The organism is Hymenobacter cavernae, assembly GCF_014641455.1.
Taxonomy (GTDB): Bacteria; Bacteroidota; Bacteroidia; order Cytophagales; family Hymenobacteraceae; genus Hymenobacter; species Hymenobacter cavernae.
Genome location: NZ_BMHT01000013.1, coordinates 1 through 16,487, shown reverse-complemented (window position 1 = coordinate 16,487; position 16,487 = coordinate 1). Strand labels below are relative to the sequence as shown.

Here is a 16,487-nt window from a genome sequence, read left to right as displayed (position 1 = left end):
TACCCTTCGTTTTATGCTATTTCGCAATCGTCCGTTGGTACGGGCTATGGCTTGCTTGTGCCTGGTCGAAACGATTACTTCTATCATTACGCCTAGCCTGAGCGTAGCGATGATGGGTCCGGGCCAACCGGAAATTACCAGCTACGAATCCCCGGGCTCCACGGACATGGTCAGCCTGACAACGGGTGATCTAACCTACAACATTCCCGCCTTGGACATCCCTGGCCCGGAGCGCAGCTTCTCGCTGCCGCTGACTTACCGCGCCGGCATCCGCCCCGAGCAGGAAGCCTCCTGGGTAGGGCTAGGCTGGTCACTCAACGCGGGCGCCATCGCCCGCGGTCTGAACGGCTACCCCGATGACGCCGCCAACGATCCCTATTCGTCAACCTTTACGAAGGATGTTGCCAAAGGCTGGTCGGGAGGCGTACCCGGCTTGCTCGACCTCGGGTGGGACTCGGAGACGGGCCACAGCGGCACGGCCGATTTGCTGGGGCTAGCCAGCGTGGGCTGGGCCGGGGGCCAGGTGAGCTCCGGGGATTTAGTAGGAGTCAAATACGCACGTGGCCAAGGAGTGAGCGTAGATCCGGTCCGCATGTTTAATGCAGCTATGACCATTGCCACTGTTGGCGCGGGCGCCACGGTGGGTATTGCGGGTCAGGCGACGCAGTCTATTGGCACGCAGGTCGGCATTCAGGCCGCGACAACTGCTGGCGTCGGCTTAGCCGTTGGCGGGGCCATGATGCTCGGCAAGAAAGGTGGCATCAGCGGCGGCTACAACCGGCCGGCTGTTCGTACGCGGCGACACTTTCTGAGCACCAACTATTGGGTGTTCTACAACGACAACAAGCAAGAACGCATGTACGGCTCGCTCAACTTTCAGGAAATGAGCAAAGAGCAGAACCTCAATGATGATAATAATGGCTACAAGATTGGTCCCCCCATTTACCGGGACGTGCTCTACGGTTCGCAGTACAAAGCCCGCCCGTTCCTCTACCAGCGCTCGTACGACGGAGGCTCCTACGAGCAGGAAGTCGGGGCCGACGTGTACCAGTATGCCGCCCAAGGGGAGAACAGCTACATCGTTACCGGTAGTCGCCCGACCAGCATTGCCCACGACGACTTCTCGGTGATGGGCGAAGGCGTTTCGGGCTCGATCCGCCCGCAGCGTCTGGAAGTGGGGACCATCTCTTTTCCCAAGAAGATGACCGACACCCACGAGAAATACAACTTAGTTTCGTTCCTGGACGACTACAAAGTCCCGTTTCGTTACGAAAACAGCCTCTCCAATGGCTACGATTATCACGACTACATCCCCCCGGTCTCGACTGCTAATTGGGATGGCATTGACCATGATGCCAATGCGACGGGTGACAACTCGCTGAAAGGGGCCTTGATCATCCGCGACCCGCGCCTGATGGAGTTGGACAACAACACCGCGCCGCGCACAGGTGCCGCCCGCAAAGGACTCTACAACCGTCCCGATACAAACCCAGCTACGAACCCGATGCAGGACCCACGGCGGCGAGATCGACGGCTCGTGCAGGGTAAACATATCCAGTGGTACTCCAACGAGGAGATTCTCAAAATGTATGAGAACTCCACTGAGGGCAATGGTACGCTGCTGGAGTTTGCGCACCCCAAAGCGAGCACAACCCAGGAAATCACTGGCTACCGGCTCGTGTGCCCTACTCCCTACCGGACGGACTGCTACCAGCAACCCATCTATAAAACGGTTACCTCCAATAACCCGTTTCGAAAAACACTCCCTAAAAAAGGCATCGGCGCCTTCGTCGTCACGGCCGAAGATGGGACCACGTACCACTACTCGCTGCCTGTCTATCACTACACGCAGTATGGTCACTCCATTCAAAAGAAGGTCAACCGCAATGATGCGGCCCAATCGACCCAAACGATGGGCGGCCCCACCAGCGGCTTTGCTTATGCCACGGCCTGGTTGCTGACGGCCATCACCTCGGCCGATTACATTGACCGCAACCACAACGGGGTAGTAGACGATAGTGACTGGGGCGGCTGGGTAGCATTCAACTACGGCAAGTTCGCCTCCCAGTACAAGTGGCGCCAACCATATTTGGGCGAGAGCCTAACCCCGGATGGAACCAACGGGAGTTACTCCGAGGGCTACAAGGAAACGTACTACCTGAACTCCATCCACACGCGTACGCACACCGCTTTGTTCGTGAAAAGCGCCCGCCAGGATGGGCGCGGCCATTTCACGGCTGCAGGCGGCGAAACTCACCTGGGTATTGATGAGCAGGCTCCTTCTTCTTCCTTGCGTCTGGATGAGATCGCACTGCTCACCAACGAAGATTTAAATGCGTTGAAGACGGCACTCGGCGCGACGGGAGCGGAGAATGAACCTGTTGGTTTCCTGCTCAACCCCCAGCAGAATGCCACTACGTTTGATGCCAATGAACTGCGCAATAAGGACTCGTACGCAAGTGTACTGGACCAGCATGATCTAATGACGAATACACAAGTTCGGGACTATCTTGCCCAACATGCCCTGAAGCGCGTCATCTTCAACTATAGTTACCGCTTGTGTCCGGGTACCCCCAACGCTTTCGCTAGTCTCACCACGCTGCCCGACATGCCGGATTACGGCGCGCCTAGTAATCGAACGGGCAAGCTGACGCTGGAAGGCGTGGCTATTTACGGGCCACAGAACACGAAGCTCATGCCGGACTTTCAGTTCACCTATGGCTCGAACCCTACCTATGGTCGCGATAAGTGGGATGGCTTCGGCATGTACAACCGCACTGGGACCGATACCGGCCATAGTATACCTGCGGATTATGCCACTGCCAGTGAAGACGGAGCAGCCTGGTCACTAACGGAGATCCTGAATCCTTTAGGTGGTCGCACGCAGATTACCTACGAGCGGGATCAGTATAGTGCAGTGTCGGAGTACGACAATGGCACCTATACAAGCTATGTTCTGCATGATCGGGGGCTCGCCGAAGGACAGGAACGTCCCACTGGTGTGCTGGATGGAGATGGTTCCGTAGACCTGACCACCCTGTTCAAGCCCAGTGACGTGGTGCATACGCAAGGCTCAGTCTTTAGTAGATACGAGCTGCAAGACTGGGACAACACGACGAATATGAGTTCCACAACGGAGGGCAACTGTGACTTAATCTATGAGCACAATGATGTTTTAAAAGAGGTTACACCCAATTCGCTCACCTTAACGGAGCTACCGCCAGCGCCGAATCCCGACATCTCTCATTGCATCCCGGCCAATACCTCGCAGCATACCTACCAAGGCAACTACCTCGGCTACGGCGGCTTTGTCACCACCATCCGAATCCCGAAAAACAAGAACGGGGGCGACATTCGCGTCGCGGCTATCACGACTGTGGATGAGCAGGATCATCGGTATCAGGTTCGCTACCGCTACAACCGCCTGTTGAATTCAGCGGTCAGTACGGGCGTCATTTCCAAGGAGCCGGACTACGTCAAGCAAGTGGATCATCCATTTTACCAGTGGTATGATTATCCCAGCACGCCAGTCTTGTACGGCAAGGTTACGGTGCTGCGGGGCACGTTCCGCAACGGACAGGATCTGGATTATGATCAACGCGAGGAATACAACTTCTACACCCCCGAATCGCGGATGGTGTTGGAAAGCACCGACAGCAAAGGTGGAGACTTCGGTGATATGAATACTCCCCTGTTTATGACCCTGCGCCGCATCACGCATATTGGCAATCACACCAAGGTTGACCTAGGGAAAATCGGCCAACCGCAAGCCGTACGCAAGTACAATCGACGTGGCGAATTGGAGTTCGCTACGACCTTCAATTATGCCTCTACTCTCACGAACACCGATGGCCTTGCTGGACAAGGCAAGTTTACGGAAGGGACGCTAACAGCGGAGTTAGTCAGTGGAGAGCCTTATATAAGCTATTTATATCGGCTTAATCGTTCTACGAAAGAGTATTTGCCCACTGTACTACGATCCACGACAACTGTAGCGAATGGGGTGCAGTCTGTCAATAGCAATGAGCGCTATGACTTCTACACGGGACAGGTGCTGGAAACGACCAATACCAACTCGTTAGGCGATACCTACCAAACCAAGACCATTCCCGCGTATACGCTCGCACCGTACGCCAGCATGGGGGCACGCGGTGATAATGCAGCGTATCCCAACATGCTGACCCAAACGGCCGCCTCCTACGTCTATAAACGAGCCCCCAGCGGGCAACTCTCGGTTGTTTCGGCCGGTATTCAGACTTGGAAAGGTGCTTGGGATACTTATCGTCGCTACAATGAAACCACAGACCGCTACGAGCAGGAGACCGAGGTTACGCCCGCCGTCTGGCGCCAGCACGCCAGCTACGTGTGGAATACGCCGCAGCTGAACGCCGACGGCACCTACGCTGGCTTCGTAGATATTGATTGGACACGACCCCTCACCAGTCAGAATTCGGGTTGGCTGCAGGTAGGCGAAGTCACGCGCTATGATCACTACTCCAAGCCACTGGAGACGAAGGATGTAAACGGGCTGTTTACAACTCAGAAGCTGGGCTACCAGCAAACACAGGTACTCGCTTCGGCCGCTAATGCCCGCTATACTGAGATCGCGTATTCGGGAGCGGAAGACCAGTTTCCTTTACGCAGTGGCAGCCTGCTACACTTTGGGGGTGAAGTACGGGATGGTGGTCGCCAGGATCATACGCAGGCTCACACAGGGGAGTACAGCAGCAAGCTCACGGCGCATCAACTGGGCTTCACTTACAAAGCAGTGGTCGGCAATGCGCAGGAAGTCGGCACTAATCGTAAGTATCGTCTGAGTGCCTGGGTCTATGGCAATGACGTAGGCGTCGGCAATGGGCGGTTATATGCTTCCTTGGATGGCATCCAAGTGGCGGAAACCTCTATTAAGGCGACTTCAACCAAGAAGGCGGGCGCGTGGTATTTATTGAACGTCTACTTTGACGTGCCCACTTCGGCCACGGGCAAGCAACTCACCGTCGGCTGCCGTAATGCCGGCGCCGGGGAAGTGTACTTTGATGACTTTAGGTTCCAACCAGTGGACGGCCCGATGACCACGTACGTGTACGATCTGGCTACCCGGCAGCCAACCTTCGTGTTGGACAATGATAACCTGTACACGCACTATGAGTACGATGCTGCTGGGAAGGTAACCACGGTCTACAAGGAAGCACTCGACCGTCCCGGCGACACTTCCACGCCCATGAAGCTGGTCAAGCAATACCAGTACAATTATGGTCGACGTGCGGCGTACCTCAACCAGGAAATGCGTAAAACCCTAGCTCCCGATAATTGCCCTGGGGGTAGCCAGCCACAGCTCGTAACGTATGTAGTTCCGGCCGGGAAATATACTTCCGGTACGTCGCTTGAGGATGCGAATGCGCAAGCTCAAGCGGATATTACAGCAAACGCACAGACCTACGCTAACAATGCGCCCGATGCGTGCAAATCCTGTTTACCCGCTGGCACTATCCTTTGTGAGTGGAATCAGAGCGATAATGCAAATCCTGCCGACGAATGGATGTGCTTCACCTACCGGCTAATAGCAGATGGTAACTGTGGCTCTTACCAACAACTAGTAGGTATGGGAGCTGGCAAATGCTATGAGGAGTCTTCTCCTTGTTCAGGAGAAAGCATTTCGGGAGGTCAGGTGAGCAAAACACAACCACAAGCGTTGAATCGTTCTAGTCAGCAGAAAAGGCAGTAATTGTTGCTCTGTGTTCTATCAATTAAGAACCATGAAAAGAACGCATGAGCATCTATCACTGGAGAGCATCAAAAAATGTGGAACAGCATGTTTTCGCCAACAGTATCCGTTTGGAAGAAGAACCCCAACACGCTTGTCAGCCTGTACACGGTTTACGAGCCTGCTGTCAGATTAGCTGGCAAGCAGTTGTCGCAAGCGACGCTCTATTTCATATTTGCGTTCATACCCCGAGCCAGGTGGTAATACCCCTTCTAATACGTCTAATAGTTCGGGGCGGCTTAGCAACGCCACTACCTGCTGGCTCACATACGTGCGCAACTCGGGGTCTGCGGCGCTCACTTCTATTGGGAGAGCCGGACGGTTATCCAGCACATGGACGATATCTTCCAAGTCCTGGCTGGTCCACAAATCCGGCCAGCCACGATCGCGCAGAGCGACCAGCTTCGTGGCTAAAAAGTAGGGTGGACTCAAGATGCGAATACTCGTGGCATCTGGCAGCACGTACGGCTCAGCGAGGGCAAAGCCAGCGGGATACCAGGGATTGCTGAAGCCCAAAATCTCGGGGCTAGTTGGGATCATATCTACTGTGAGGCCCGTTGGCGATTTCCAACGGCCGATGTAGTTCGCCTCCATAGCATGGCTAAATCCTAGCTCACGCAGTTCTTCCTCTAATTGATAGAAAGCGCTTCGCGGCGCAACTTCGACAATGCAATCCACATCGTCCGTTGTGCGCGGCTCCGGGGTGGCAGTGGCAGCCATGCTATATAGATTCACGGTCGCCCCACCCACAAAAACCACCCGGTCACGCAGGGGCCCCAGCGCGTGCGCCACCGCCATCAAACGAGGTAGATTACGCGACTTATTCTGCATGGTGAGAAGCGGCAGTCGGGAGATACTCGTTGAGTAACTTGCTCGCGATGGCTCGCTCACGCGGACGGCCTAGCCGTAGAGCATCTACGAGGGCTAACAGTTCGTGTAGCCGCTCATCGCGCCGGGCAGCAGCGGGCACGCCAGCATACAAGGGTTCGATGCTGATTCCCCAGGTTTCGCCTGTGGCATCAGGCCACACGTAGGCCGGTTCGCTGCCGAAGGTATCGCTCAGAGGCGGAGCGCTTGCCCCCGTGACTAGCCCACGAGCCAGGGAGCCAGGATGCACAGCGAAGATGTAAGGTAGACCGTGCACGAGTAGTTCGCGCAGGGCTTGACGATGCACCGCTAAGCGTTGCGGGTCAACCGTCAATAAGCGACTATAGCGACAGCGGGCGAGCGAGTCAGATATCTCCGACGTGCTTAAGTCCAACGAGTTGGCCAATTCCTTGCCTTGCCAATGGTGTCGCGTCCCATGCGCAGCTAGCTTTAAGAGCAGGACAATGTCCTGTGGCCGCAATCCGTTGAACTTCCGCATAGCTTTCCATGATCCGCAATCCGCGATTTGCGGATCACAAAGTTAGTCTTTTCGATTTATACACCCACTATAAGCGCAGTAGAAGTGGCAAAGAGATGTCGTTAAATAAACAAGGTCTTCGGCTTGGCTGGTTTACTCTGTTTGTCTTACAACGCTAGAGGTGCATAAAGAAGGTGAGTTCGTTGGACACTTTACTGGGACCATTTAGAAAATGTCCGGGCTGTTTGGCTAGTGTGTTGCTCAACTTGAAAAGCATCGTTTACCAGCGAGAGTCAAGATTGAGGTGGTCCAGCTAAGCCAGACAGAGTTGAGACGTTGTTTTTAGTTGGGTTTCGAAGTAGTTAGGTGCTAAGTAGCCAAGAGCGGAATGCCGCCGCTCGGCATTGTAGTAGGCGATGTAATGGTTAATTTCTAGCCGCGCTTCTGCCAGGCAACTGAAGCTACCGCCATCGAGCAGTTCGGTTTTCAGCCGACTCCAAAAGGATTCGGCGTGCGCATTGTCGTAGCAGTTGCCCCGCCGACTCATGCTCTGCACGGCTCCGTGACAGGTCAGCAAGTGCTTGAAGCGGGTGGCCGCGTACTGGCTACCTTGGTCCGAGTGCACGACCAAGCCGGCGGCAGGCTGACGCACGGCCAGTGCGCGCCGTAGCGCCTCGCTGACTAAGCCTTCCGGCATAGTGTCGCGCACATCCCAGCCCACTACCTTGCGGGAATAGCGGTCCAGCCAGGTGGCTAAGTAAAGCCAGCCGTCACCCTGTTTAGGCAGATACGTGATATCACCCACCCACATCTGGTTGGGGGCTGTGGGCGATGGCTGCTCCAACAGGCGGTTGGGCGCGGCCCGCACAGCTGAGTCCGAGTGGGTGGTACGGGGCACAAACGAGCGGGGTTGCTGGGCCCGCAAGCCGTGAGCCGCGAGGACCCGCTGGATACGTCGGCGACCGATTCCCGGGTACCCCTGGGCCGCCAACTCGGCCCGTAGCCGGCGGGTACCATAACGTCGTGCATGCCGGGCAAAGAGCTGCCGCACGGCTACTTGCCACGCTGGCACAGGAGTCAATCGGTGTGTCTTGGCGCGCCAAGCGTAGTAGGCACTGGTGGTTACCCGCAACACGGAACAGAGTTGCCGTACGGACACGTGCGCCTGGTGTTGGGCAATGTACTGGTAGACGCTCACGGGGTCGGCTGGCCAAAGATGACCAAGGCTTTTTTTAAAATGTCCAGTTCTTGCGCCAGCCGTTTATTGGCTGCCCGCAGGGCTCGCACCTCCGGGTCACGGGCCACTTCTACACTGCCCACCTCGGCTACGAGTTGCTCTTGCTGCCAGCGATAAAGCAACTTGGGATTGATACCCAACTCGCGAGCGGCTGCTTGGGTCGAGCGGCTCTCAGTGGCTAGGCGCAGGGCCTCGGCCTTGAAAGCGGCATCGTACTTACGCCGTTTGTCGGGCAGCGCCCCGTTCTTTTTTGCGGTCATAGCAGAAGAAAGATACGTCCTTCTTCTGTCCATTATTCCTAGACCACCTCAGTTGGCCAAAGGCTTCGTCGTGCGCTAAGCCCAACCCCTTAAACTACTCACCAAAAGTCCCGTTTATGGACGGGACTTTTTCTTTTTATATAGACCCGGATAGCTACTGGTCAAGAGTACCGTAGGTTCTACGCCTTTGTCTAGGTAGCATCGCTGTTGCAGCGGAAGAACGAGCGTTCTTAGTACGTAACTTCGTAGCTTCAACTTACCCGAAGTCTGCTTTTATGAGCTGCTCTTTCGGGTATGTCGTGCATAAGCTATATAGCTACTCTATAGGTGAAACAAATTCATATACTGCTGTACTATATAATAGTTAATTCCTAAGCCCTTCTATAAGGTATTCAAATGTTTATCACATACTAGTAATGTTCGCTGCTAGTATGTAACAAGTAATAGAATATGTATTTTGCAAACCGTGCTATTATATTTGAATTATTTTACATAACCCCTTGGCAATATCCTTTTCAAATCTTTTTAATTTATCATTCATTATAGCTCCATTTTTATACTGAACTGTAACTTTTTTATTTCTGCCGCCAAGATTGGTATCAATATCACTATTAAAATTCTTCAAAAGTTCAGTGTAAGTTTTAAATGCTATATCACGGATAATATCTAGGGTTTTATTGTCAATTAATACAGAACTGTCTTCGTTTGCTTGGTACCCTTTAAGGGTAGATAATATAGCTTTTGACTTTTCGAATCTTTCATAAATATTATCCCCTCGCTTCATTATTTCCATTTCATAGAAATCTATAAGAGCGATCTCAGCGACAGGCTTGCCTGGTAAATTGAAATAATTATTTCTGAGATATTTGATGATATCTTGAGAAAGAGCCAGATCACCCTTTTCTTGCGCCATAGCTAAGGCTAACTGCGAAAAGTAAGAGAAATCAAGAGTATCTAGTTCTGGCAAAAAATCATATTTTAAAGCCGCTTCAATAAATGATCTCCCATGAATAATATTTATTAACTTAGACTCTTTAAAAATATTATAACCTAATTTTAACTGCTCTTTATTTAAAGATCCAGCGAATTCATTAAATGAAATAACAAATAACTCTTCTCTTGCTTTTAATTGATCTAAATGCTCATCCTTAAATAATATTGCATTTCTCGACCTCAACATTTTAATTTCTTCATTATAAAAATATTTTATCAATATAAAAGCATATTCCTTGCTAAATACCAAACAGTAATTCACTAAATTCAATACATCTAAATAGCTAAAACGAAATATATCACCATCTAAACAATCACGAAATACAATTTTATTATTAGTAATAGCATCAATAGTCTCTATATACAAATTGTTTCTATCGTTTTGAGACTCCGTAGTAGCCGCCATTTGAAAAAGAACAAATGGCTGAATATAGGTTGAAGATCTGCTGAATGCTTCAGTGAAGTTATTTAGAGCAAGTTGGTGCTCGTTACGCTCTTTAAAATACATTCCTAAATTCAAATGTGCGCCAAATAAGACACTATTAATATCCTCTCGCGAAATGTCGTATTCAGAGGTGGCTACTTCATCGATAACCATTTTATATATACCCAATTGATCTAATTCAACCGAAGTATAATTACTTATATCTATTTCAGATAATACATTAGTTTGGCTACTCAACTGGGCTATTGCCAGTAAAGACTTATAATAATAAACATTTTTAAAACCATAAGAGTGTATCTTAAAAAGCACATCAAATGCTTTGCTATACATTTTTAACGTATCAAGTGCGGAAGCATATAAAAACAAGGATTCTAATCTTATTGATAAAGCACTATCTAAATTACCGATATTGACTTCAATATCTTTATTCTCAAAATGCTCAACTATGCTTAAATACTTACCTTTATTAAAAAAAGCATTTATTATGGCCTGCTGTAACACAATAAAATTAACCCCATCATATTTATCTATATTCTTCTCCAAAAGGCTTATTACTGTATCGTAATCTTTCTTTATAAGAGCAGCGGTTACTTGGTCATTTAAATTAGTTTCGTCATCAACTATCTCAGCCAACCATTCATCAGATAAAGCATGTTCTATAATTCTGTTCTTAATAACAATTTTTTCATTCTCAAAATTTGCACCAACCACCCCTAATAAGTATAACTGTCGCCTTTGTGCTATTGTAATTGATTGTAAATCCCTTTTCTTTAGACTAATAACAGCTCTTGCCATCTCTTGATCTCCTTGAATCATACTGCGTATATTATCTAGAGGTACTCTGTCGAAAGTTGTTAGATACATCATATGAATTAATCTATCTATAACCTCAACCTCTATTGCTGACTCTATCATCAAGATGTCTTCAACAGAAGAGCATATCTCATACGTCATACGAGGATTACCATTCGCCCAATAATATATTCTTTCAGCAGCATCATTACTTATATTTAACTTTGATTTTTTTAGAAATTCTAAATATTCACTATAGCTAAAGTCGCCAAGAAATATTTCTTGCCCAATATTAAAAGGTGATATCTTAGGGTCTTTAATCAACTTTGATGGCTCACCAACACCAGAAAGAATATAATTTAATTTATGCAGTACTGGATAATTTGTTCTCGAGAAATACACACTCCTAATCTGCTTAAAAACTACATCAGAAAAGGGCACTGTGGTCATTGCATCTACTTCATCAATAAGAACAATTAACCTTCCCTTTATCACTTGTAATAACGTTCTTAACTCTAACAAATGCTCAACATGATCTACTTCATCATTCTCATTGCGCATTTTCTTGATTGTACCTGACAGAAAGTGTAGCTTTTCAGGGTTAGTATCAATTGCTAAGTCAATAATATATCTAAAACATTCTCTTGCATTTCTAAATGAATTAGAAAAATCAAGATAGACGCAAGCATCATCGGGACCTATTAATTGCGCTTTAGCATTTAATAGTAAATTAGTCTTGCCCATTTGCCTAGCTACTAAAACATAGCCAGGTCTACCAGTATCATTAATAATAAATTCAACTAGTCGGTCAGCTTCTCTACGAACGTAAAGATGATCTGGAATGATCGTGTATGATTTCAATAGTTTATTATTCATGACGCATGTCAGTTTCAAAGTATTGTTGCAATGAAGTTTCAAATGGTTGATCCTTAAATTGCGAAAACAATATTAAATCTCGAAGGTTTGTCTTTAACTTTCTTGGATTGTTATAGGATTTTTCAACTAATATACTGGAATAATGCGGTCCAATATTACAATTTAACATATCAAGCATCAATTGCAAAAGAAGGCTCATTTCTTTGGTTGTCCATTCTATTGCTTCTAAAAAATTAATTTTTTCACCAATTTTTTCCGCCATTGAAAGAACTCTTTTCTTAGGATCTCCTATAGAAGTAAAAGCAAAATTAACGGCCGAGTCAGGATATTGAATAGAATTTTTGACTATCAATGAGAATACATGCTTAAATACGTTATCGTTATCATCATCAACAGGCATTTCTTCCATAACTATGTATGAATCATTTAAATATCTATTAGCAATTTCACAAATATTATCCATGGCCTGCATTATACTGACTGGACTAAGCCATGTGGTATCTTTATGATCAACAAAATCAAGTAATCTCGCTTGCATATATTCAAAAAAAGATAACATGTTGCTAGCCTCAATGCTTGAGAAGTCAATTACGAATATTCTCTTACCAGCCTGAATTAGATTCCTAAAGGTCATACATGTTTTACCCATACCACTCTTTCCGAACGACCATATATTCGCTTTAGCGGCAATATAATTTGAGTACATAACATCAATTTCTCTATTTAAATAGTACGCTTCTTTAGTAACTGAATAAGCGTTAAAAGTAGCATCTCTAAATACAGTTTGATCTATCTTGCAAAACACATTGTCTTCTTCTTTTAGAGTTTCAAGAGGAAAAACACCCAAGTCTTTAAATGTAAAGTTGTCATTAAAAACATTACAGCATAAATCTACAGCTGCCCTTGCTGCCAAATACTGCTTTTTGACTTTATTAATCCCCTTGTTGCCATCAGCAAAATCACATATACCTTTAATAACAAGCCAATTCTTGCTGTATGCATGAGCAACAGATGCAAGTCCAGTACCCTCCATCTCGCCACCAACAACTGGCTCAAATAGGCGCACAAGTTGGTTTCGATACTTTACGTCATCTATCAATTTCTCTCCTGATAGCATATTTCCAGATAACACCCTTGAACGTCGCGTAGGCGTCAGAGCAAACTCCCATCCTATAGGATTTACGAATCTATTTAACAATAAAACGCTTGACATTTGCTTGTAACCTCGGCATTGAATCTTCCCACGCTTAACTTTTATATTTTCGTATTGAATAATTAATTCGGAAACTAACACATCTCCAATTCGCTGTTCTTTATTATTTACGCCGAAAGCAATACCAACCATCATAATGAAAGTTGGCTTCACAAATTCAATTGCTTGCTGTACTGTCATTGTAGAAGCACCTGCTCCACTACTTCCCATTCTCGACTCAACGTGGCAGACAGCATACTTCCCTAACATACCTAAGTAGTAGGTATAGAACTGCTTTTGCACAACCAAAATATTCTCCAAGCCATGTAAGGGAGTTAATCGTTCATGAAGGCACTCCTTTTCTATCTGAGTAACAGTCACTAGAACTATTGACATTAAATCAACATATTCGGCGAAGTTTTCTTCACTAATGCTTTTGTAATTCATTTTTACTTTGCAGTTGTGATACGATCTGTCTTATATGAAGCTTCTACAGTCTCAAAGGAGCGATATACTTCAGGTATGGTATGTATGCGAAAGTAGAGAAAAGAGATGTGCTCGTTGCGTACGTCCTTTCACACTATAGTGGCTATTGGTATAGCTCCACAATACTATCTGTCATAACTTATTCTAAGACAGTAGCTTTCTTAAGTTTTTGCTTCGTTAAGCTATTAGTGCTCTTTGTTCTATATGCATTGAGCAATGCACCAAGATTATTGTGTCAGTTTGCATCAGCGAGCCCCATCCAGCATCCTGAGCTCTTCCTAAATGCATGATATATGAGCGAATACCTAGTTGATGAGGCTTCCTTTTTAATTTTGCATTATTCGGTCACTCATTCGACACAACTGATCCGTTTCAAAATAACTATCTAGATCAGTAAATGACAGCCGAGGCTGATACATTCAAAGAATGTAGAGCACTTGAGTCATCTCTCAATGTATGTACAGTAATAAGCTTCATTAACCGTGAGCTGGATCTATATCTACTCAACGGTTTTTGACACTTTCATAGGCGATGGATATAGGCTAAAGATGCGGTTTTTTGTGTTCATTTTTGATACCTTTCTTCCTTACTGCCCCATTATCTGATTACCCCACGTAGGCCGTACCAAGCTGGCGCTTATCGGTCGTGTGGCAGCTGTTGAGCCGGCACGTTGTTCTAGGCATAGCCGCTCAACAAATCAAGCTGATGTATAGCATAGTAGTAGCGAAACGGCGGCTATACCTACTGGAGAAGCAGGTGTAGCAGCGTTGTCATAGCCGCGTGTACCGCCCGCCGAGCACGGCACCTTCCGGGCTGCCTGGTTGTGGTTGCGTTAGGCGCTGCTGGACTTCGAGGGTGGTACTGGTCAGTTCTACGATGGTCAGCGGGGAAATGAGATAGCTGCTGAAGCCGGGCAGGGTAACGCCAAGGGTACTGTCTTGGCGCGTGTACGGGTGGGTAGAGTGCTGCGTAGGGATGGGCAGTTCGCGGGCAAGTAGACTTGTCGAGAACGTAACATCCGAATTGGTAAAGCGCAGGGTCTCCTTTGGGGCGGACTGGATCACATTGCTCCCCGGTGAGAGGAGCTTGCCATCGGCCCCATAGATGCGGAGATAAGTGCTTTGTAGTTCCCATTGACCTTCCAGGGTAGGTTCGGGCTCCGGGTGGTGGTCTTTTGAGCAGGCGGTGGTGAGTAACGCGAGGCTCAGCAATAAGGGAGAGAAAATACGCGTCATAAGAATAAATAAAGCGATGTGGCCGGCTCGGTACAACCACGCCGTAATGTAGTGCTTCTACCTAAGTGATCGAATCGGCAGTAGCGGAAATACCCATGTATCATTACGTAAACGGCGGCTCATGATAAAGTACCCCAGCCTATTCAGAAGGCTAGGTTAAGTTACGGTCGAGTTTGTATCATTTCTTAAACGCCCGGTCAAGTAATAATACACAGGCCCACAAGCCAGATCAGTAACGGCTAGTGTGCTTCTGCAGCGTCACAAAGGCTTAGTCGCACTAGCGGCAGCAGCGTGGCCCCCCTAGGCTGAGTCTGGGGTAAACAGCCTCCTTAGAAGCCGGTGGCTCTTCTCGTCCTTGGGGTCGGCGACTTGGCAACGACAAGAGGCTAAAATCAGTGGCAGCACGGATGCGTCACGGCCCTGCAGCCTGCTTCTTTCAGGTGCAATCCGTTTCTGCTATTTCGCCCTTTCTGCCGGTACGGTCATTCACTGGTACGTTGGTGGTGGCCTCTCTCCTGCTTCGTCCTGCGCCATGCTGTCTATTCAAGCTCCTACCCTCGGCCCCATCCTAGGCTACACCACGCCTGAGCAAGTTCGAATTTGGGTACGCGGGGAGCGGCTCTCCGCTGAAAAGCGCTATTTCGCAGTGGCTCAACTCCAACATCCCGTGACGGGGTGGGGCACGCAGCAGTACCAAAAACTAGAGCCGCACTTTGACATGACCGGCGTGCTGGCCTTTACCGGGTTAGAAGCAAACACCATTTATCACTACCGCACCGGCTGGGTGGAAGCGGATGCCGACGCGGAATTGAACCAGCTCCCCACCGACCCCGCGGCACTGGACTGGGGCGCCGTAGCGGAAATGACTTTTCGCACCGGCGTGCCGGACGCTGGTCAGGAGCGCACGTTGGTGGTTGGCTCCTGTCGCTACTTGCTCAAGCTGCGGTTGCTGGGCCACGATCTAGACGTCTTCGATGAACGCGGCGATAAAGTCTTCCGCAGCATTCTGGCGCAGAAAGAGGGCGTGGATGCCTTGCTGATGATGGGGGATCAGATCTACGCCGATGACCTGAGCTTCTTTCAGCCCGATAAGACCATGGCGCAGTTCTTAGGTCGTTACCAGGAGGCCTTTGGCCAGCCCTACCTGCGGCAGCTCATGCAGCAAGTGCCCACCTACATGATTCTCGACGATCACGAGATCGAAGACAACTGGCCCCAGAAAGCCACGCAGCGGGATCGTATTCTGCTCTACTCCAAAGCTATTCACGCCTACCAGATCTACCAAGTCAGCCACAGCCCGGTATTCGCCCTGGATGCGCAGGGCTATATTACCGGGACCCCGGATCGGTTCTGGTACTCCTTCCGCGACGGCTGCGTCGATTGCTTTGTCATGGACGTGCGGACCGAGCGCGTCTGGCACGAGGATCCTAGTAAGCGGAGCCTGATTACGCGCGTGCAGATGGAGGCCCTGCAACAGTGGCTGGTTCAGGACGCGGCGGCAGGTCGCATCAAGCTGATTGTGACCTCCGTGCCCGTGTTCCCCGACTTGCAGGCCAGCGAGGAACAAAGCGACAAGTGGGGCGGCTTCCTGCGCGAGCGCACGCAACTGCTGGACTTCATCAAGCAACAGGCCGTACGCAAGGTGGTCTTCGTGTCGGGGGACGTGCACTGTTCCTTCACGGCGGAGCTAACCTGCAAGCAGGATCCTACCTTCAAAGTGGTGTCGGTGATTTCCTCCTCCTTTTTCTGGCCTTACCCGCACATGCGCGCCACCAACTTTCAACTCGACGGAGCCCTGCGCGTGCCGAAGGACCACCCAAACGAGTACCAGGTGGGCGGCGCCAGTGCCGTGTTTTCGGAAG

Annotated in this window: 9 protein-coding genes; 2 read left to right on the top strand and 7 right to left on the bottom strand. The window is 49.1% G+C overall.

Annotated features, from left to right (window positions below; genetic code table 11):
• Positions 1–13 precede the first annotated feature (13 nt).
• Positions 14–5,725: a DUF5977 domain-containing protein gene (locus tag IEX74_RS22300; protein ID WP_188816309.1), complete on the top strand. Its 5,712-nt coding sequence runs from the start codon at positions 14–16 to the stop codon at positions 5,723–5,725.
• A 171-nt stretch (positions 5,726–5,896) separates the two neighbouring features.
• Here IEX74_RS22300 and IEX74_RS22295 read toward each other — a convergent pair whose 3' ends face one another.
• The 7 genes from IEX74_RS22295 to IEX74_RS22265 form a co-directional block, all read right to left on the bottom strand.
• Entirely contained in the window at positions 5,897–6,562 is a 666-nt protein-coding gene (locus tag IEX74_RS22295; protein ID WP_229755425.1) for a nucleotidyl transferase AbiEii/AbiGii toxin family protein, read from the bottom strand.
• Positions 6,563–6,584: 22 nt separating this feature from the next.
• Complete coding sequence (locus IEX74_RS22290; protein WP_188816307.1) at positions 6,585–7,130, bottom strand: hypothetical protein; 546 nt, start codon at positions 7,128–7,130, stop codon at positions 6,585–6,587.
• Positions 7,131–7,422: 292 nt separating this feature from the next.
• Complete coding sequence (locus tag IEX74_RS22285; RefSeq protein ID WP_188816306.1) at positions 7,423–8,307, bottom strand: IS3 family transposase; 885 nt, start codon at positions 8,305–8,307, stop codon at positions 7,423–7,425.
• On the bottom strand, positions 8,304–8,606 hold the full coding sequence (locus tag IEX74_RS22280) for a transposase (RefSeq protein ID WP_188816305.1): 303 nt from the start codon (positions 8,604–8,606) through the stop codon (positions 8,304–8,306). The genes IEX74_RS22285 and IEX74_RS22280 overlap by 4 nt, the downstream gene beginning before the upstream one ends.
• Positions 8,607–9,078: 472 nt before the next feature.
• Complete coding sequence (locus IEX74_RS22275) at positions 9,079–11,712, bottom strand: AAA-like domain-containing protein (protein WP_188816304.1); 2,634 nt, start codon at positions 11,710–11,712, stop codon at positions 9,079–9,081.
• Positions 11,705–13,351, bottom strand: coding sequence for a 5'-methylthioadenosine/S-adenosylhomocysteine nucleosidase family protein (locus IEX74_RS22270; protein WP_188816303.1), 1,647 nt, complete (start codon positions 13,349–13,351; stop codon positions 11,705–11,707). The genes IEX74_RS22275 and IEX74_RS22270 overlap by 8 nt, the downstream gene beginning before the upstream one ends.
• An 809-nt stretch (positions 13,352–14,160) precedes the next feature.
• Positions 14,161–14,454, bottom strand: coding sequence for a hypothetical protein (locus IEX74_RS22265; RefSeq protein ID WP_188816302.1), 294 nt, complete (start codon positions 14,452–14,454; stop codon positions 14,161–14,163).
• A 703-nt stretch (positions 14,455–15,157) separates the two neighbouring features.
• On the opposite strand from IEX74_RS22265, the gene IEX74_RS22260 reads away from it, so the two are divergent.
• Positions 15,158–16,487 (top strand): alkaline phosphatase D family protein (locus IEX74_RS22260; protein ID WP_188816301.1); only part of this gene is annotated, 1,330 nt, incomplete at its 3' end.